A 17957-nucleotide genomic window follows, 5' to 3' on the forward strand; every position below is an offset into this window, starting at 1 on the left:
CGCCGATATTCGCTTGACGTGCAGACCTATTCGTCGCCAATGCGCGACATGACCGACGCCAGCATTACCGCCGAAAACGCCTCCGCCACCGACCCCACGCCGGCGAAGCCCGAACCGACGCCCGTATCGGCGAAGGAAGAAGCGGTCGACACGATCCGCTTCCTTGCGCTGCTGGCGATCGCGGTGCTGATTTTCCGCAGCTTTTTCCTGTCGCCTTTCAACATTCCATCGGAATCGATGCAGCCGCGCCTTTTGATCGGCGACTATCTGCTCGTGAACAAGATGGCCTATGGCTATTCGAAATACAGCTTGCCGTTCAGCGTGCCGCTGATCCCGGGCCGCATTTTCCCGCGCACGCCTGAACGCGGCGACGTCGTCGTGTTCAAGGCGCCTCCGGTCAACGACAATGATTATATCAAGCGCGTCATCGGCCTGCCCGGCGATACGGTTCAGGTGAAGGACGGCATCGTCTGGCTGAACGGCAAGCCCCTGAAGCGCGAGCCGATGGCCGATTTCGTCATTCCGGTGACGCAGAACATGATCGACGCCTCGCGCACGACCGGCACCTTGCCCTGCTATGCTCCGCAGTTCGAGGAAATCACGGCGGAAGGCCAGCGCCAGTGCCGGTATAAGCAGTTCCGCGAGACGCTGCCGAGCGGAAAGAGCTATGCGATCCTCGACATCACGACGATCGCCGAGGACAACACACCGCTCGTCACCGTCCCGGAAGGCCATCTGTTCCTGATGGGTGACAATCGCGACCGCAGCGCCGACAGCCGCTTTCCGGCTCAGGAGAATGGCGGCATCGGACTGGTTCCCGAAGAAAATCTGGTCGGCCACGCCCTCGTCGGCATGTTCTCCACCGACGGATCGGCGAGCTGGTTCAACCCGATCAGCTGGTTCACCGCGGCGCGCTGGAGCCGTATCGGGGACGGCTTTTGAACGAACGCGTCTCCGCGGCGACGATCGCGGCGATCACCGGCGCCGACCCCCGCAACCTCGCCCTCTATCAGGAGGCGCTGACGCACGGCAGCAGCGGCGCCGGCGATTATCAGCGGCTCGAGTTTCTCGGCGACCGCGTGCTCGGCCTCGTCATCGCATCCGAACTGTTCCGCCGCTTTCCCAAGGCGGCCGAGGGTGAATTGTCCTCGCGCCTTCACGCGCTTGCCTCGGGCGAGACCTGCGCGCGGATCGCACAGGGGCTCGACCTCAACGCGCATGTCCATTTCGGCAGTCAGGCGATCGGCGACGGCGGCCGGCACAGCGACAATATCGCCGCCGACGTACTGGAAGCGCTGATCGGCGCGCTGTGGCTCGACCTTGGCGACGATGCCGCGCGCGCCTTCATCGTCGCCAAATGGGGCGCCATGATCGAGGGCCAGGTCGCCGCACCGAAACATCCCAAGGCGGCGCTGCAGGAATGGGCGCTCGCGCGAAAACGCAAGCCCCCCGAATATCGCCTCGTCCGCCGCGAAGGCCCCGATCATGCGCCGCGCTTTCGCGTCGCGGTCGCGGTTGGCAAGCTGGCTGAAGCCGAGGGCGAAGGCGCGTCGAAGCAGGCGGCGGAAAAGGCCGCAGCGGCGGCGATGCTCGAACGATTGACACAGGAAGATATGAAATGACCCAGCGCTGCGGTTTCGTAGCCGTTGTCGGCGCGCCGAACGCCGGCAAGTCGACTCTCGTCAACGCGCTCGTCGGCCAGAAGGTCGCGATCGTGAGCCCCAAGGCGCAGACGACACGCACGCGCCTGATGGGCGTCGCGATGGACGGCGACGCCCAGATCGTCCTGATCGACACGCCGGGCATCTTCGCCCCGACCCGCCGGCTCGACCGCGCGATGGTCGCCGCGGCCTGGGGCAGTCTGGAGGAGGCCGAGGCGATCCTTGTGATGGTCGATGCCGCCGCCAAACTCACGGGCCGCGTCGAACGCGTGCTCGAAGGCATCGCGAACCGGCCCGAGAAGAAATATCTGATCCTCAACAAGGTCGATCTGACCAAAAAGGACAAGCTGCTCACCATCGCGACCGAGCTCAATGCCAAGGTCGCGTTCGACGAGACATATTTCATCTCGGCAAGCAGCGGCGACGGCGTCGCCGAACTCAAGACCAACCTTGCGGCGCTAATGCCCGAGGGGGCGTGGCACTTCCCCGAGGATGAGGTCAGCGACGCGCCGGAACGCATGCTCGCGGCCGAAATCACGCGCGAGCAGCTCTATCGCCAGCTCCACGAGGAACTACCCTACCAGTCGGCGGTCGAGACCGAGTTGTTCAAGACGCGCCCCGACGGCAGCGCCGAAATCCACCAGCAAATCTTCGTCGCGCGCGACACGCAGCGCGCGATCGTGCTCGGCAAGGGCGGTAGCCGGATCAAGGAAATCGGCGCGCGCGCGCGCGCAGAACTTGCCGACATTCTTGGGCGAAAGGTGCATCTGTTTCTGCACGTAAAGGTCAAGGAAGACTGGGACGAAGACCGCGGCGTCTATCGCGACATGGGTCTCGACTGGGTCGATTGAGGAAGCGCATGGCCAAGGATCCGTTCAACACCCCCGCCGACCGCATCCGCGGCGTCCTGAAATACTGGAAAGCCTATCTCGCGGTCGCGGCGGTGCTCCTCGTCGTGACCGAGCGCAACCTAATCGCGAACGAAGGCAAGGATCATCTCGTCACCGGCGTAGTCGAACGCGTCGATATCGCCGCCGGCAAGCCGCGCGCCACGGTACGGCTGGGCGAGGCGCAAGAGGCCGTCGTCGCGCTGCCGACCGGAACGCCCTGCCATGCGGGATCGAAGATCCGGCTCGTCCGCCACGACAATGTGAGCCAGCACGACTTCCGCCCCGCCGACCCGCCCTGCGCGAGCTAATTCTGGCCTAGATCCGCCGGCAATCGTTCGGCGGCGCCTGTCCCTCGAAGCGTGCGCCGATCCATGCGATCGTCTCAGCCGCGCTGTCTTTCGCGCTGGACCCGTGATCGCCGGTCATGTCGATCCAGCGAACCCCGGTACCGCGGCGGCACACCGCCTTTGCAAATTTCCGAGTCACAGCAGGCGCGACGATCGTGTCCTTGCTGCTCTGCGCGATCAGCAGCGGGCCGGGAACGCGCGCCGGATCGACGCTGTTGGTACGCTCGAACGAGGCGAAGGGCTCGATCTTCGCAATGTCCTTGTTCTTCGTCGCGCGGGCGATCGTCAGGATGCCGAGGATCGTGCCGAGCTTCGGCTTGGCGTTGAAGCTGACACAGTTGTTTTCGGCAAGCCGGCGGATGATGCCCTGATTGGTGCGATTGGCGATGCTGTCGAGCGGAAAGCCATAGAGCGTCGACCAGCTATGCAGCGCGAAAGACAGCAGCAATGCGCGCGCATTCTTGTCGCTTCCCTGATTGAGGTTTGCGCCAAGGTCGGTCGGCGGTGCCGCTGCCGCGGTGCCGACCAGCGTCAGGTCGGGTGCGTAGGAGCGTGCCGAAATGGCTGTCCACAACGCGGCATGGCCTCCCTGCGATTCGCCCCAGACGGCAAAACTGCCGCCCGCCGCTGCGCCAGGGATTTCGCGCGCGGCCCGCACGGCGTCGAGCACCGAATTGGCGGTATCAGCCCCGACAAGAAACGGATGCATCGTCGGGCTGGCAAGGCCGATATAATCGGGCGCGACGACGACATAACCCTGCCGCACCGCGTTCATCCCCGCGCTATATTCGAAGAAGTTCGGGCTGAGCGAGGGCGCGCATTTCTCCGCGACACCCCATGCGCCGTGGGTCCAGGCGATGACGCGGCGCGGACGCGGCGGAATCGCTTCCATCGGCGCCGCGACTATGCCGGTGACCGCAAAGCGAGCTCCATTGCCGTTCGTCGTCCAATAATGCACCCGCCATGCCTGCACGCCCGGCGGTGCGTCCGCAATCGGCTGCGCCGAGATCAGATAGCGGAGCGGCTGGGCTGCAGCGGGCAGCGGGAACATCAACGATAGAATGAGCAGCAGGGCAGCAAACAGATGGCGCATGGACGGTCTCCCCGGACGGCCATGCTATCACGTTCAAACTTATGCGTCATCCCGGCGAATTATCGGTGCTCCCTATTCTTCCGCCGCCGCCTTTTTCTTGGCCGGTGCCTTCTTGGCAGCGGGCTTCTTTGCCGCCGCCTTTTTCGCGGGTGCCTTCTTCTTGCCCTTCACCGGGCCCTTGGCGGCGCGCGCATCGATCAGCGCGATCGCTTCCTCTTCGGTCAAGGCGTCGGGTTCGACGGTCTTGGGCAAGGTCGCGTTGGTCGTTCCGTCGGTGACATAGGGACCAAAACGTCCCGCCATCAGCTTCATCTCGCCGCCGCTGGTCGGATGAGCGCCGAACGTCTTGAGCGGCTCCGCCTTGGCTCGGCCACCACGTCCACCACCATTCGCGGCGTCCGCGATACGCGCCACTGCGGCGTTCATGCCGATGTCGAAGATCTCGGCGGTGCCGGTCAGCTTCGCATATTTGCCGTCATGCAACAGATAGGGGCCATAGCGCCCCAGCCCTGCCATGATCGCCTTGCCACTCTCGGGATGCACCCCGACCTCGCGCGGCAGGCTGAGGAGCCGCAGCGCATAGTCGAGATCGAAATCCTCGGCCGGAATATCCTTTGGGATCGACGAACGCTTCGCCTCCTTGCCGTCGCCGAGCTGGATATAAGGACCGAATCGCCCGCTGCGCTTCGACACTTCCAGCCCGCTTTCGGGGTCGGTGCCCATCGCCTCAGGCCCGGTGTCGGCGCCGTCGCTGCCGCCCGGCTGCGCAAATTTGCGCGTGAACTTGCAGTCGGGATAGTTGCTGCACGCGATGAACGGCCCGAACTTGCCGCCGCGCAGCGCGAGGCGCCCGGTGCCGCAATTGGGGCATAGGCGCGGATCGCTGCCGTCGCCCTTGTCGGGGAACAGGTAAGGGCCAAGGAATTCGTCGAGCGCCGCGGTGATCTCCGACGGCTTCTGTTCCATCACCTCGCCCGTGCGCGGCTTGAAGTCGCGCCAGAAGCGCTCGAGCACCGCCTGCCACTGCGCGCGGCCGCCCGACACGTCGTCGAGTTCTTCCTCGAGCCCGGCAGTGAAATCATATTCGACGTAGCGGTTGAAGAAGCGTTCGAGGAACGCCGTCAGCAATCGCCCGCTCTCCTCGGGGATGAAGCGGTTCTTTTCGACGCGCACATAGGCGCGATCCTTCAGAACCTGCAGGATCGAGGCATAGGTCGACGGGCGCCCGATGCCGAGTTCTTCCATCTTCTTGACGAGGCTCGCTTCCGAATAGCGCGGCGGCGGCTGCGTTTCGTGCTTCTCGACCTCGATGCCGGTTTTCGCCGGCGCATCGCCCTTGGCCATCGCGGGAAGCAGGCGCGCGTCCTCATCCTCGACATCGTCGCGGCCTTCATCATAGAGCGCGAGGAAGCCCGGGAACTTCACCACCTGCCCCGTCGCGCGGAGCACCGTCTTGCCGGTGCCATCGCTGAGGTCGATGCTGGTGCGCTCGAGCCGCGCCGACGCCATCTGGCTCGCCATCGCGCGCTTCCAGATCAGTTCATACAGCCGCGCATGATCGCCGCCGCCAACCTTGTCCTTCGAAAAGTCGGTCGGCCGGATCGCTTCGTGCGCCTCCTGTGCGTTCTTCGCCTTCGTCTGATACTGCCGCGGCTGGTCGGGGACATAGCCGCCGTCATAGCGCGTCGCGATCGCCTTGCGTGCGGCGCTGATCGCGCTGCCGTCCATCTGGACACCGTCGGTACGCATATAGGTGATCGCGCCGTCTTCATACAGATCCTGCGCGACCCGCATCGTGTGGCTGGCCGAGAATCCGAGCTTGCGCGCGGCTTCCTGCTGCAAGGTCGACGTCGTGAACGGCGGCGGCGGGTTGCGGGTGAGCGGCTTGGTCTCGACCGTATCGACGGTAAAATGGCCAGCCTGCACGTCGGCCTCGGCCGCACGCGCATCGGCTTCGGTGCCGATCGACAGCCGTTCGATCTTGTCGCCGCGCCAGCGCGACAGGCGCGCCTTGAACGGCGTGCCGGCCATTTCGAACAACCCGGTCACCGACCAATATTGCTGCGCAACAAAGGCCTCGATCTCGCGCTCGCGCTCGACGATCATGCGCAGCGTCACCGACTGGACGCGGCCCGCCGACTTGGCGCCAGGCAGCTTGCGCCACAGCACCGGCGACAGGGTGAAGCCGACCAGATAGTCGAGCGCCCGGCGCGCGCGATACGCGTCGATCAGATCGTCGTCGAGCGCGCGCGGATGCGCCATCGCATCGGTCACCGCCTGTTTGGTGATCGCGTTGAAGGTCACGCGGTCGACAACCTGCGGCAGCGCCTTTTTCTGACGCAGCAATTCTTGCACATGCCAGCTGATCGCCTCGCCTTCGCGGTCAGGGTCAGTCGCGAGGATCAGGCGGTCGGCAGTCTTCGCCGCGTCCTGAATATCCTTCAGCCGCTTCGCCTTGTCGGGATAGAGCTGCCACTGCATCGCAAAGCCGTCGTCCGGATCGACCGAGCCGTCCTTCGGCGGTAGGTCGCGAACATGGCCATAGCTTGCCAGCACCTTGAAATCGCGACCAAGATATTTCTCGATCGTCTTCGCCTTGGCGGGCGATTCCACAATCACCAATTGCATTGAAAAACTCGTTCCCCGATTACTCTCACGTACACGCGCGAGGGTGGCGGGCGCTCCGCCCATCCGTCAAGCGGATTTAGGGAACACCCGCCCGGAGATCAACGGCCGGAGGTCAACGCATCGCGCCAAGCCGCCCGATCAGCATCTCGCTCGCCAGGCTTGCCGCCTTCGTCGCCCCCTCCTCATAATTGCCGGGCTTGGCGGTAAAGGCGAACTTGCGCGTCTTGCCGAAACGCAGGCCGCCGAAGCCCATCACCGCCGCAACCCCACCCGCGACGTTCGCGCCAGACTGCAGCGCCTTGTCGCCGCCGCTCGACGCATCGCTCTTTTCGACGAACTCGCCCTCCACCGCTACCGGCGCCTTGATCGTGATCACCGACTGCTTTCCGCTCGGCGCGATCAGGGTGATGCGCGAGTAATCGGCGCTGACCGACAGCGCGCTGTTCACCTGCAGTCCGCCGAAGCTGAACGCCCCGGGGCGCTTCTGCTGCGAAAAGTCGATCAGATAGACAACGTCGACCACTCCGACGCCGCTCTCGCGCGCATAATTGTTGAGGGCCGTGCTCGCCTGCCCGGCGGACATATTGATCCCGATGCTGCTCATCCCCGATCCCATGAAGTCGCCGGGGATCATCAGCAGCGACGGAAAGCTGCTCGGCTTGAAATAGGTCGCCTTGCCCTTGCTCCCTTTTTCCAGCGCGATGTTGATGTCGAGCGGTATCTCCTGCGACTTTGTCTTTGCCAGTGCGCTGTGGCCGAACAGGTCGGCTGCAGGCTGAACGGTATAGCCGCCCGCGGTCAGCCGGGTAACGAAGTCGACGTAGGCGGCATCGGTGATCGCCTGCATCATTTCGGGCGTCACGCCGACCAGTTCGCTCTTTGCCTTGGTCGTGCCGCCGAACGCCCCCATCAAGCCGCCCGAAGCCGCCGTCTGGTCGACCGATTCAAAGATGAAGCCGACGTTGAACGCCCCGACCGCGACGGTGGTCACGCCCTTCGCATTGGCCGGTCCCGATATCTTGACCGGTTCCTGATCCTTGGCAAAAGCGATGGCGGGCTGGGTCAGCAGCGCCAGCGCGGCGGCGGCCGACAGAAATTTCTTCATGGGTCATATCCTCCGACCCCTCACCTCGCCAGTCGACCCTACCGACCAAAGAGAGAGGCTATCGAAGCAACCCACGGCCCCCGCATCGGTCAGATGCGGGGGCGTGTCAATCTTTGACGTCAGGACGTCAATTGTTCTGCCATTTGAAGTCGGCGGGCAGGATGCACTTGCCGCCATCATATTTTCCGACGCTGCGGATGACCTCGTTTTCGCCGGGTTCGATGCGGCGCCCGCTGATCTGACTGTCGATCACCCGCCGGACGAGCGCGTCGAGCTTGGTGACGAGATAGCAGTCGATCGCCGGCGGCGCGTGCAGATTGCCGACACCACTATCGTCGGTCAGGAACAGGTAGCGCGACTGGGTCGCCGCCGCCATCGCGCGCATCGCATATTCGGCCTTGTCGGCGACGCCCGAGGCGGCGACCGGCGTGATGTGGATACGCTTGGCGCGCGCCGCTTCGGTGGCCGCCCATGTCAATCCGAACTTGTCGTCGTGCGGCGGGGCATCGGCAACGAGCAGCAGCGATTTCACGGCATCGGGCCGCCAGTCCTGCCCCACCGCGCGGATCATCGCCTGCTCCATCGCTTCGGGATAGTCGCCGCCGCCATTGGCGTCCTGCTGTGCCAGCGCGCCCTGCGCGCGCCCGATATCGCGGTCGAAGGCGACGGTGCGCGTGACATAATCATCGCCGAGATCGCGGTAGAAGACGAAGCCGACGCGGATGTCGAGGTTGCGATGCTTCGCGGTAATCGACGAGATGATCGAACGCAGCTCCGACTGGAGATAGCGGATCTCGTCGCCCATGCTGCCCGTCGTATCGACAACGAGCATCAGGTCGAGCTTGGTTGCCTTCACGGCCGCCTGGTTCGCAGTCAGGCCGATAGTCTGGCCCCCCGGCGCATCGGCGACCAAAACGGGCCGCGCGGCTGCGATGACGCTTCCCGCTTTCCTGGCCGACACGATTATCCGCTCGCTGAGCCGGTCCAGCCCCGGGAAGAACACCGCGCTGCCGTCGGTCTGCGTCGCCATGGTAATACTGTTGCCGTCGCTGCACGTCACGACGACGTCGGCGAAGGGCACCGGCTGGCCATTGCGGTCGCTGACCTTGACCGTCACGACGCGCATCGTGTCGACGCGCGGCAGGTCGCGAACCTCCTGCCCCAGATCGCCGCTGCGATTGACATAGGCGGCATAAAGTTCGGGGTTGAGCAGGTCGTCATGCTCGCCTGCGGTCAGGATGCCCGACTGCGGTTGGGGCTGCGGATAGGGGCGGCCCGGCGGAATGATCGGCGCGCGGCTTTCGAAATCGGCCGACGATCCCGCGACAATGCCATCTGACGGCGCGGAGGCGCTGGCCGCCGTGTCGGCCGAAACCCGCGACCCTGTGACCACCACGGCTTCCGCGACCGGTGACGGCGCAGGGGGTGCCATCATCGGCGGCGGAGGTGCCGGAGGCGGCGGAGCGATCGGCGCCGGGATCGGCTCGGGCATGGTTTTCATCTCGGCGCGGTCGCGCTTGCCGCCGCCCTTGTAAACATTGCTCGATTGCTGCGGACGCGGCGTCGCTTCGGGCGGAAGCGTGGGCAGCGGTCCGGCGTTGCGACAAAAGCCCTGCTGCGGTGCGATCGTTCGCGCCGAGGCGGTTGCAACGGGCAAGGGCGACGGGATCGTCGCCAGCACCGCGACCATCGTAACGCTCGTTAAAAATCGGCTTCGCATCGTCCACTCCCCGGCATGAGATACAATCACATCAAGCTGTCGGCCAGCCGCTGAACCGTGGCTGAACCGAGACGAGTCGTTAGATTATAGGGGTTTGGTCGACAGTGCCGACGATCACAACAGCGAGATTCTGGCGCCCGCATGGCGTTCGAGCCGGCCTGCGAGTTCGAGTTCCAGCAGCACGAGCTGCACCGTCGCGGCGGGTCGCCCCGACTGGCGCACGATCTCGTCGACCGCCACCGGCGTCGGGCCGAGCAGCGCCGCCACGACGTCGCGATCACCCTCACCCATCGGCTCGGCTGGTGACGAATCCGCAAACGCCTGACGCGGTTCGCGGGTCATACGCACGTCAATCGGCCCCAGCGCCTCGAGCACATCGTCGACATTCTGGATCAGGGTCGCGCCTTCGCGGATCAACAGATTGCACCCTTGCGCGCGTGGATCCAGCGGCGATCCGGGCACGGCCATTACCTCACGGCCGAAATCGCCCGCGCGCCGCGCAGTGATCAGCGAGCCCGATTTCGGCGCGGCTTCGATGACCACCGTCCCGTGCGCCATTCCGGCGATAATCCGATTGCGCGCCGGAAAGTGCCGCGCCAGCGGCTCGGTTCCCGGCGGCTGTTCGGAGACGAGCAACTGGTCGGCTGCGATCTTCTCCTGCAGCGCGGCATTTTCGGGCGGAAAGGCGATATCGATCCCGCTTGCGATAACCCCGACGGTTGCGCCGCCCATCGCGCCGACATGCGCGGCGGTATCGACCCCGCGCGCCAGCCCGCTCACGACCGTTACGCCGCGCGCCGCCAGATCGACGGCAAGCTGCCGCGCGAAACGACAGGCGATGGCGGACGCATTGCGCGCGCCGACAATCGCCACCGACGGCCGCTGCGCCATTGCGGTATCCCCGCGGACGATCAGCACCGGCGGCGCACCCTCGACCTCGCGCAGCAGTGGGGAATAATCGGCTTCGTCGCTGAAGACATGCCTCGCGCCCAACTCGGCCACGCGCTCGATCTCGCGCTCGGCAAGGTCGGCGGAAGCGATCCGTGGTTTGCCGCCGCCGCGCAGTGCGAGGTCGGGCAAGGCCTCGATCGCCGCTTCGCCCGACCCGAAGCGCAGCATCAACTGCTGCCAGCTGACGGGTCCGATATTCGGCGTGCGGATCAGGCGCAGCCGCGCGACCCGCTCGGCGTGGCTCACGCCTTCTTGCCTCCGATGCGCGGTTCGGTGCCCGCGCGCAGCCGCGCGATATTCTCGCGGTGCCGCCACAGCACGATCACCGCGAGCCCCGCCAGCCCGATCGCATAGGCCCGGTGGCCGAGCGCGGCAGCGGCGATCGGCGCAGCGACCGCGCCAGCCATCCCGCCGAGTGACGAGATGCGCGACAGCAGGGCGGTTCCCAGCCAGACGAGCGCGAAGACGACGCCGATCGGCCAGGCGAGCGCGAGCGACAGCCCCAGCAACGTCGCGACCCCCTTGCCGCCGCGGAACTTCAGCCAGACGGGATAGCAATGCCCGATCATCGCCGCAGCGCCGGCGATCATCGCGCCGTCGGGTCCGGCCTCGGGCAAAAACTGGCGCGCAAGCAGGACCGCGACCGCGCCCTTCGCGCCGTCGAGGATCAGCGTCGCGACCGCGAGTTCCTTGCGGCCGGTGCGCAGCACATTGGTCGCACCAATATTGCCCGATCCGATCTGGCGCAGATCGCCCGCGCCGAACATCCGCGTCAGGATGACGCCGAAGGGGATCGACCCCAGAAGATAGCCCATCAGGGCGAGTGTCGCGATCAGCATACCGGCATCCCCTGCCCCGCCGGATTCGACCCCGGCCCTTGATCCTGCCTTTTGACGGCAAGCGGGGGCGCGGGTCAACGCCGCGCTTGCCGCCGGGCGCGCGATTGTCGTATCGCCGCGTCCGATATGGATCATTCCCCGGCGGCCGACGCGCCCATCCTCTTTTTCGACAGCGGTCTTGGTGGCCTTTCGGTCCTTGGTCCGACACGCGCGCTGCTGCCGACCGCGCCGATCGTCTATGCCGCCGACTACGCCGGGCTGCCTTATGGCGCGAAGAGCAATGAGGAACTCGCGGCGCGCGTCCCCGCCCTGCTCGGCCGTCTCGTCGAACGCTACCAGCCACGGCTTGCGGTGATCGCGTGCAACACCGCCTCGACGATCGCGTTGACGCACGTCCGCGCCGCGCTCGACCTGCCGATCGTCGGCACGGTGCCCGCGATCAAGCCCGCTGCCGAGATGACAAAAAGCGGCGTCATCGGCGTGCTCGGGACGGCAGCGACGGTGCGCCAGCCCTATGTCGACGATCTCGGCGCCAGATTTGCGGGCGGCAAGACCGTGCTGCGCCACGGTAGCCCCGATCTTGTCACCGCCGCCGAAGCCAAGCTGAACGACCAGCCCTTCGACACCGCGACCGCCGCCGAACAGGCGATCGCCGGACTGCGCAACCAGAGTGGCGGCGCAGCGATCGATGTCATTGTGCTGGCGTGCACACACTTCCCGTTATTGCTGGGCGAGCTACAGGCGGCCGCTGGTCCCGGCGTGCAGCTCATTGACGGCTCTGCCGGCATCGCGCGGCGCATTGCCCATCTGACCGAAGGCCAGGCATGGCCCGCCGAAGCCTTGCCCGGCGTTGCGGTGTTCACGCGCAGCCCCGATCGCCCGCCCCCGCCGCTAGCCGCGCTGGCGCCCTATGGCATCGGGTCGATCGAGACGATCTAGTCCGGAACTATTCGGTGCCGGCCACGCAGGATGCCAGCCAGGCGCGCTCCTCGGGTTCGGGCCCATGGCCGCCCAGATCGTCGACCTTCGGCACGCCCGACCGTCGGCTCGCCCCGGCGCAGGGGTGAAAGCCGGCCCGTCCGCCGAATAGCTGGCCGTTGCACAGACCCAATGTGCGGTCGATCGCCTGCCACCCCGTTTTTGCCGCACCCGACGGCGCCCGCCCCGCGCAATAGGTATCGGTTTCCGACCCCGGATCGCCGCAGATTTTCTCGATATGTGCGACATTTTCCTTCACGGTCCCGACGAACCGCTGCTCATAATAGGCATTGGTCGCGAAATAGCGTTGAAGGCCGCAGACCCGGTCGTCGCGCTGTGCGAGCAGGGTATATTCGCAGATTTCGGAGCCCTGCCAGCTTTCGCAGCTCATCCAAGCGCCGTCGAACGGCGCGGGCGCCTGGGCCGGCGCCGGCTTTGCGGCCACCACGCCTGCAGCAATCGACAGGATGGCAACAAGGGCGAGGCGCATACGGATATCCTTTCGTTCCGGTTTCGCTTTGGCTTAGGGACGTTGGACGCATATTGCGATGCGCTCGATCACAATAGGGGTCAGGATTCGAACGCCCCGATAGGACAATTTGCCCCATAGCTGCGAATCGTTCGCACTGGCCTTCGGGGAATTTCAGGGGTATGCGGCGCGGAATACCGTTGCCGGAGGGGGCGGCGGACTGGCACCTGAACTGCGGGGCTGAGACGTGAACTATAACGACATTTTCGCGCGCGCGATCGACCGGCTGCACGAAGAGGGACGCTATCGCGTCTTCATCGACATTCTGCGCAACAAGGGCGCCTTTCCGAACGCACGCTGCTTCGCCGGCCACAACGGACCGAAGCCGATCACCGTCTGGTGCTCGAACGACTATCTCGCGATGGGCCAGCATCCCAAGGTCGTTGCCGCGATGGAAGAGGCGCTGCACGACGTCGGTGCCGGTTCGGGCGGCACGCGCAACATCGGCGGCAATACGCATTATCATATCGATCTCGAAGCCGAACTCGCCGACCTGCATGGCAAGGACGGCGCGCTGCTCTTCACCTCGGGCTATATCTCGAACGAGGCGACGCTCGGCACGCTCGGCAAGCTGCTGCCGAACTGCATTATCTATTCGGATGAGCTCAACCACGCCTCGATGATCGCGGGCATCCGTAACTCGGGCTGCGAAAAGCGCGTGTGGCGACACAACGACCTCGATCATCTCGAGGAGCTGCTCGCCGCCGACGATCCCGACGCGGCAAAGCTGATCGCGTTCGAAAGCGTCTATTCGATGGACGGCGATGTCGCCCCGATCCACGCGATCTGCGATCTTGCAGAGAAGTATAACGCGCTCACCTATTGCGACGAAGTCCATGCCGTCGGCATGTACGGCCCGCGCGGCGGCGGCATCACCGACCGCGACGAAGCCGCGAGCCGCGTCACGATCATCGAAGGCACGCTGGGCAAGGCGTTCGGCGTGATGGGCGGTTATATCGCCGCCGACAAGAATATCATCGACGTCATCCGCAGCTATGCGCCGGGCTTCATCTTCACCACCAGCCTGTCCCCGGTGCTCGTCGCCGGCGTGCTGGCGAGCGTACGGCACCTCAAATCGTCGAGTGTCGAGCGCGAAGCGCAGCAGGCGGCGGCCGCATATCTGAAGCAGAGCTTCCGCGACGCCGGCCTGCCGGTGATGGATTCGACGACGCACATCGTCCCGCTGATGGTCGGCGACCCGGTGCGCGCGAAGAAGATCAGCGACATACTGCTCGCCGAATATGGCGTCTATGTGCAGCCGATCAATTTCCCGACCGTGCCGCGCGGCACCGAACGCCTGCGCTTCACGCCGGGTCCGGCGCATGACGAGGCGATGATGCGCGAACTGACCGAGGCGCTCGCCGAAATCTGGGATCGTCTCGAGCTGCGCAAGGCGGCGTGAGCGATTCCGGCATTTTCCCAGCCGACGATTGGACCGTAGCCCGAGGCACCGGGCACAATGGGCCCATTTTGACGCGCTATCGCAGCGGAATGCCGTCGAGCGCGGACCGCGCGCTGTTTTCCAACCTCATTATCATCCGTTGGCAATATGCCGATACCGGCGCGGGATCGCTCCCTGACGACGAAACGCTTGATGCGATGACCGAGTTCGAGGATGCGGTTCTCGATGCCGCCGATTACGAGAAACATTGGGGCTCGGGTGTCGCCGTCGTGACCGGGGACGGCGCTCGTGAATGGCGTTTCTACACCCCCGATACCGCCGAATTCATGGCCAATTTCAATCGGGTTCTGGCAGGCAAGCAGGCACTACCTCTTGAGTTCCAGGCTTTCGACGATCCCGAATGGATCGCTCTCACCGAGCTTCAGACAGCACCACAGGATGGCAATGATGAAGACATTTGACGAAGTCGTCGTCGGGCGCCGCTCGATTCGTGGTTTTCTCGACAAGCCCGTTCCGAAAGCGCTGATGGCCGAAGTGATCGAGGTCGCGATGCGCGCGCCCTCGTCGTTCAACAACCAGTGCTGGAACTTCTCGGTCGTCACCGGCGATGCACTGGCGGCGATCCGGCAGGGCAACACCGAGGGGATCCTAGCCGGCAAGCCGGACAGCCGCGAATTCCGCCGCTTCGACGGCATCGCCGACGATCATCGCGCACGCCAGATCGAGATTGCGAAGCAGCTCTTCGGCGCGATGGGGATCGCCCGCGACGACAAGGACGCGCGGCAGGACTGGGTGCTACGTGGCTTTCGCCAGTTCGACGCGCCGGTCAGCGTGGTCGTCACCTATGACCGCGTCCTGCTGGGTAGCGATATAGCGCCCTTCGATTGCGGCGCGGTCACCAACGCGCTGGTCAATGCCGCCTGGTCGCGCGGGCTCGGCTGCGTCATCAACAGCCAAGGCATCATGCAGAGCCCCGTCGTGCGCGAACATGCGCGCATTCCCGACGATCAGGTCATCATGATCTGCGTCGCGATGGGCTGGCCCGACGACAGCTTTCCCGCAAATGCCGTCGTATCGAACCGCAAGAGTGTCGAGGATGCGGTGCGCTTCGTCGGGTTCGACGACTGAAAAAGGTCGATGCCGTTCGATCTGCTGGATGCGCTCGGTATCGCGGCTGACGCGACCAGCATCCCCGATCTGAAAAAACGCCGCGAACGCATCGGCTGCTTCATGGGGCTGATCATCGTCGGTGTCGTCGGCCTCCTCCTCTTCGCGGTCTCATGGATTTGAAACGGGCCGCATCATGCCCCAGAAATGCGGGCCGCCGCCGGGCACATTCCATTCGACCTCCGTAGCGAAACCCAGCCGTTCGTAGAGCGGCACATTCTCCGGCGTCGCAGTCTCCAGCCAGCATGGCAACCCCTCGGCGTCGGCCACCGCCGTCTGCGCGCGGATGATCCGTCCGCCATGCCCCTTGCCCTGATGCGCGGTCCGGACGCCGACATAATGGAGATACCAGAAACGTCCCCTGGGCCGGTGCGCGTCGATGCCGCCCTGCACCTTCAGCCCGCGCGGCAAGGCGTTGCCGAAGGTCGCGATCAGCGGCAGAACGGTCCGCAGAAATTCGAGCGTACCGCTGCCGGCCTGCCCCGGCGCGCGCCATAGCGACGCCGCCACATCGGCATCCGACCGCAGGACCACGCCGGCGCGGGCGTCGGCGGGCACCAGCACGCGAAACAGGCTGCGCAGCGCGCGGGCACGACGATCGGGATCGGGCAATATCCACGACAGCGCCGGATCGGTCTGAAACGCCTGCGCCAAGGTTTCCATCACCGCGGGCAGCTCGCCCGGTTCCGCCTTCGTGATCGCCTCGCCCATTCGTCCCTCGCTTTCGAGCGGACGATAGCAGCAAATCAGCGCCGCGCGAGGCCGCCGCGGATCGCATAACCACGATAGAGGCTGCGGCAATGCCCCGCGCTGCCGGTTTCGGCCGCCAGCCCGGCGATCATCCGCCCCAGCTCGGCACGCGGTGCGACGTGAAATTGCGCGAGCCAGCCGAAGAGCGCGCGGCGCCACAAGGCCGGCAAGCGGTCCTGCTGCCCGAAATCGACGACCTCGAGCCGCCCCCCCGGCGCGACGCAGCTTGCCGCCTGCACCAGCGCCGCCTTCCAGTCGGGGATCATCGACAGCGCATAGCTGATAAACACCCGGTCGAAGGCCCGACGCCCGAACAGCGCCGCCGCGTCGAAATCGCACGCATCGCCCTGCACCAACGTTGCGCCGACGCCCGCCTTCGCCAGCGACCCGCGCGCGGTTTCCAGCATCGCTTCGGAGATATCGATTCCGAACAATTGCGCCTGCGGCCAGGCTGAACCCACGGCGACCAGATTGCGTCCGGTCCCGCAGCCGATTTCGAGCACGCTGCCCCCGGGCGGCGGCGCCAGATCGGCGATCAATCCATCGCGGCCGAGCAGATAATATTTGCGCGTGGCGTCATAGAAATGCCGCTGCGTGCGATAGACGCCGTCCATCAGCTCGCCATGGCCGGTCATCATCAGGCGTCCTTCAGGACATAAAGGTGAACCCCGCCATAGATCGCCGAACGGTCGCGGCGGGTGTAGCCTTGTGACTCCGCTTCGCGATACTCCCAGCGGCCGAGCAGATCGTCCGGCAGGCGCCCCGGCAGCAAAGTCGGCTCGGCGGCGGTGCGGAAGAGCACGCGCGCACCGGGCCGTGCGGTGCGCGTGACCTGCGTCCACAGCTCGGCAAGCTGCAGGTCGCTCATCCAGTCCTGCGCATCGAGGAAGATGTAGCGATCGAAGCTCGCGGCGTCGGCGACGGCGAGCATGTCGGTCATGTTCGCATGCAGCATCGTCACCCGCTCGGCCCGCGTCTTGACCGCAGCATAATTGCGCGCCTGAAGATAGGGCGGCAGCGGCGCCGCAGCGCCTTTGCCATAACCGCGTCCGAAAGCCTGCCAGGCGAAATAATTCTCTTCGAGCGGGAAGTCGCAGGCGAGCTTTTCCAGCCGCCCGCGCAGCACGTCGGCCATCGGTTTGCCGCCCGACAGCGCGTCATATTGCGCGGGCGGAATGCCGAGGCCGAACAGCGACGAACGCTGGTCAGTGATCCATCGAATGAGCTTGCGATCGAAGAAGGGCGCGAACTTGGTATCGAAGATCGCGCGTTGCTCCTCGACCGTCTTCGCGGACAGAAATTCGCCAAGATCGATCCGGTGCATCCGCGCGACCAGATGCGCGAGGCCGATGAAATTGCCGAGCAGTCCCCGCTTGTAGAGTCCGCGCGCGAAACCGTTAATCCGGCGGCGCCCGACCAGATCGCGGCCTTCCCAATAACGTCGGCTGGTGTCGTCGAGATGCGGACGCACATAGGCGCGATAGTTTGCGATATTCGCGCCGCTGTTCGCGTCGGCAAAGAAGCGGTGAAAGCTCTCTTGATCGGGCAGTCGCTGCGCTGCGACGCGCTTCAGGCGGTTGAGCGCGACATGCGCGGTGTTGAGGTCGACCGCGACGATCTCGGCCGGGTCGGCGGTCAGATAGGAGAAGACATTGCAGCCCCCGCTCGCGATCGTCGCGATACGGTTGCCCGGCTCGATCGCCAGAGCCTCCATATCGATGACCGGGTCTTCCCATATCTGCGCATAGACCAGCCCCTTGAACGCGAGTGCGAAGGCGCGATCGAGCAGGCGCTGTTTCTGCTCGGCATCCTCACGGACGACGGCGGCGGCGATCTTGCGATTGGGCTGGCTGGCCATGAAATACGGTCTCCCGGGACAAGGTGGATCCGGGGCCGC

Annotated in this window: 19 protein-coding genes; 9 read left to right on the forward strand and 10 right to left on the reverse strand. The window is 65.4% G+C overall.

What is annotated here, in order from left to right:
• Window positions 1-48: 48 nt before the first annotated feature.
• From lepB to ACQY80_RS17295, 4 genes are read left to right on the forward strand one after another with little or no spacing between them, the layout of a single operon-like run.
• On the forward strand, window positions 49-942 hold the full coding sequence (gene lepB, locus ACQY80_RS17280; RefSeq protein WP_428682072.1) for a signal peptidase I: 894 nt from the start codon (window positions 49-51) through the stop codon (window positions 940-942).
• Window positions 939-1622: a ribonuclease III gene (gene rnc / locus ACQY80_RS17285; protein ID WP_428682074.1), complete on the forward strand. Its 684-nt coding sequence runs from the start codon at window positions 939-941 to the stop codon at window positions 1620-1622. The genes lepB and rnc overlap by 4 nt, the downstream gene beginning before the upstream one ends.
• On the forward strand, window positions 1619-2512 hold the full coding sequence (era, locus tag ACQY80_RS17290; protein WP_428682076.1) for a GTPase Era: 894 nt from the start codon (window positions 1619-1621) through the stop codon (window positions 2510-2512). The genes rnc and era overlap by 4 nt, the downstream gene beginning before the upstream one ends.
• Window positions 2513-2520: 8 nt before the next feature.
• Entirely contained in the window at window positions 2521-2859 is a 339-nt protein-coding gene (locus ACQY80_RS17295) for a hypothetical protein (protein WP_428682078.1), read from the forward strand.
• 7 nt (window positions 2860-2866) lie between these two features.
• Here the strand turns inward: ACQY80_RS17295 and ACQY80_RS17300 are convergent, their stop codons facing one another.
• The 6 genes from ACQY80_RS17300 to plsY all read right to left on the reverse strand — a co-directional run bounded on the left by ACQY80_RS17300 (window position 2867) and on the right by plsY (window position 11234).
• Entirely contained in the window at window positions 2867-3991 is a 1125-nt protein-coding gene (locus ACQY80_RS17300; protein WP_428682080.1) for a lipase family protein, read from the reverse strand.
• A gap of 72 nt (window positions 3992-4063) precedes the next feature.
• Complete coding sequence (gene topA, locus ACQY80_RS17305) at window positions 4064-6619, reverse strand: type I DNA topoisomerase (protein WP_428682082.1); 2556 nt, start codon at window positions 6617-6619, stop codon at window positions 4064-4066.
• Window positions 6620-6731: 112 nt separating this feature from the next.
• Window positions 6732-7724, reverse strand: coding sequence for a hypothetical protein (locus ACQY80_RS17310; RefSeq protein ID WP_428682084.1), 993 nt, complete (start codon window positions 7722-7724; stop codon window positions 6732-6734).
• 127 nt (window positions 7725-7851) lie between these two features.
• Window positions 7852-9444 (reverse strand): vWA domain-containing protein, encoded by a 1593-nt coding sequence (locus ACQY80_RS17315; protein WP_428682086.1) that lies wholly within the window; start codon window positions 9442-9444, stop codon window positions 7852-7854.
• 114 nt (window positions 9445-9558) lie between these two features.
• Window positions 9559-10641: a DNA-processing protein DprA gene (gene dprA / locus ACQY80_RS17320; protein ID WP_428682088.1), complete on the reverse strand. Its 1083-nt coding sequence runs from the start codon at window positions 10639-10641 to the stop codon at window positions 9559-9561.
• Entirely contained in the window at window positions 10638-11234 is a 597-nt protein-coding gene (gene plsY / locus ACQY80_RS17325; protein WP_428682090.1) for a glycerol-3-phosphate 1-O-acyltransferase PlsY, read from the reverse strand. Before plsY ends, dprA begins: the two co-directional genes overlap by 4 nt.
• A gap of 126 nt (window positions 11235-11360) precedes the next feature.
• Between plsY and murI the strand changes: the two genes are divergently transcribed.
• A complete protein-coding gene (murI, locus tag ACQY80_RS17330; protein WP_428682092.1) occupies window positions 11361-12173 on the forward strand; it encodes a glutamate racemase in 813 nt (270 codons plus the stop codon).
• Window positions 12174-12180: 7 nt separating this feature from the next.
• Here murI and ACQY80_RS17335 read toward each other — a convergent pair whose 3' ends face one another.
• On the reverse strand, window positions 12181-12702 hold the full coding sequence (locus tag ACQY80_RS17335; RefSeq protein WP_428682094.1) for a hypothetical protein: 522 nt from the start codon (window positions 12700-12702) through the stop codon (window positions 12181-12183).
• Window positions 12703-12928: 226 nt separating this feature from the next.
• Here ACQY80_RS17335 and hemA point away from each other — a divergent pair, with 226 nt between their 5' ends.
• From hemA to ACQY80_RS17355, 4 genes are all read left to right on the forward strand, one after another.
• Window positions 12929-14143, forward strand: coding sequence for a 5-aminolevulinate synthase (hemA, locus tag ACQY80_RS17340; RefSeq protein WP_428682096.1), 1215 nt, complete (start codon window positions 12929-12931; stop codon window positions 14141-14143).
• A 68-nt stretch (window positions 14144-14211) separates the two neighbouring features.
• Window positions 14212-14604: a DUF695 domain-containing protein gene (locus ACQY80_RS17345; protein WP_428682098.1), complete on the forward strand. Its 393-nt coding sequence runs from the start codon at window positions 14212-14214 to the stop codon at window positions 14602-14604.
• The gene (locus ACQY80_RS17350) at window positions 14588-15271 is read left to right on the forward strand and encodes a nitroreductase (protein ID WP_428682100.1); all 684 of its coding nucleotides are present in this window, start codon (window positions 14588-14590) and stop codon (window positions 15269-15271) included. The genes ACQY80_RS17345 and ACQY80_RS17350 overlap by 17 nt, the downstream gene beginning before the upstream one ends.
• 9 nt (window positions 15272-15280) lie before the next feature.
• Window positions 15281-15433, forward strand: coding sequence for a hypothetical protein (locus ACQY80_RS17355; RefSeq protein ID WP_428682101.1), 153 nt, complete (start codon window positions 15281-15283; stop codon window positions 15431-15433).
• Here the strand turns inward: ACQY80_RS17355 and ACQY80_RS17360 are convergent.
• From ACQY80_RS17360 to ACQY80_RS17370, 3 genes are read right to left on the reverse strand one after another with little or no spacing between them, the layout of a single operon-like run.
• The gene (locus tag ACQY80_RS17360) at window positions 15422-16021 is read right to left on the reverse strand and encodes a GNAT family N-acetyltransferase (RefSeq protein WP_428682103.1); all 600 of its coding nucleotides are present in this window, start codon (window positions 16019-16021) and stop codon (window positions 15422-15424) included. The genes ACQY80_RS17355 and ACQY80_RS17360 overlap by 12 nt on opposite strands.
• A 35-nt stretch (window positions 16022-16056) precedes the next feature.
• Window positions 16057-16695, reverse strand: coding sequence for a class I SAM-dependent methyltransferase (locus ACQY80_RS17365; protein ID WP_428685919.1), 639 nt, complete (start codon window positions 16693-16695; stop codon window positions 16057-16059).
• Between the two features lie 2 nt (window positions 16696-16697).
• Window positions 16698-17918: a DUF3419 family protein gene (locus tag ACQY80_RS17370; RefSeq protein ID WP_428682105.1), complete on the reverse strand. Its 1221-nt coding sequence runs from the start codon at window positions 17916-17918 to the stop codon at window positions 16698-16700.
• Between the last annotated feature and the right edge of the window lie 39 nt (window positions 17919-17957).

The sequence above is a fragment of the Sphingopyxis sp. genome, assembly GCF_965279755.1.
Taxonomy (GTDB): domain Bacteria; phylum Pseudomonadota; class Alphaproteobacteria; order Sphingomonadales; family Sphingomonadaceae; genus Sphingopyxis.

Coding starts and splice junctions, on each gene's coding strand:
- ACQY80_RS17295 (WP_428682078.1), top strand. CDS start 2,521: ATGGCCAAGGATCCGTTCAACACCCCCGCCGACCGCATCCGCGGCGTC.
- murI (WP_428682092.1), top strand. CDS start 11,361: ATGGATCATTCCCCGGCGGCCGACGCGCCCATCCTCTTTTTCGACAGC.
- era (WP_428682076.1), top strand. CDS start 1,619: ATGACCCAGCGCTGCGGTTTCGTAGCCGTTGTCGGCGCGCCGAACGCC.
- ACQY80_RS17350 (WP_428682100.1), top strand. CDS start 14,588: ATGATGAAGACATTTGACGAAGTCGTCGTCGGGCGCCGCTCGATTCGT.
- lepB (WP_428682072.1), top strand. CDS start 49: ATGACCGACGCCAGCATTACCGCCGAAAACGCCTCCGCCACCGACCCC.
- ACQY80_RS17335 (WP_428682094.1), bottom strand. CDS start 12,702: ATGCGCCTCGCCCTTGTTGCCATCCTGTCGATTGCTGCAGGCGTGGTG.
- topA (WP_428682082.1), bottom strand. CDS start 6,619: ATGCAATTGGTGATTGTGGAATCGCCCGCCAAGGCGAAGACGATCGAG.
- plsY (WP_428682090.1), bottom strand. CDS start 11,234: ATGCTGATCGCGACACTCGCCCTGATGGGCTATCTTCTGGGGTCGATC.
- ACQY80_RS17300 (WP_428682080.1), bottom strand. CDS start 3,991: ATGCGCCATCTGTTTGCTGCCCTGCTGCTCATTCTATCGTTGATGTTC.
- ACQY80_RS17365 (WP_428685919.1), bottom strand. CDS start 16,695: ATGACCGGCCATGGCGAGCTGATGGACGGCGTCTATCGCACGCAGCGG.
- ACQY80_RS17355 (WP_428682101.1), top strand. CDS start 15,281: ATGCCGTTCGATCTGCTGGATGCGCTCGGTATCGCGGCTGACGCGACC.
- ACQY80_RS17370 (WP_428682105.1), bottom strand. CDS start 17,918: ATGGCCAGCCAGCCCAATCGCAAGATCGCCGCCGCCGTCGTCCGTGAG.
- ACQY80_RS17360 (WP_428682103.1), bottom strand. CDS start 16,021: ATGGGCGAGGCGATCACGAAGGCGGAACCGGGCGAGCTGCCCGCGGTG.
- ACQY80_RS17315 (WP_428682086.1), bottom strand. CDS start 9,444: ATGCGAAGCCGATTTTTAACGAGCGTTACGATGGTCGCGGTGCTGGCG.
- ACQY80_RS17310 (WP_428682084.1), bottom strand. CDS start 7,724: ATGAAGAAATTTCTGTCGGCCGCCGCCGCGCTGGCGCTGCTGACCCAG.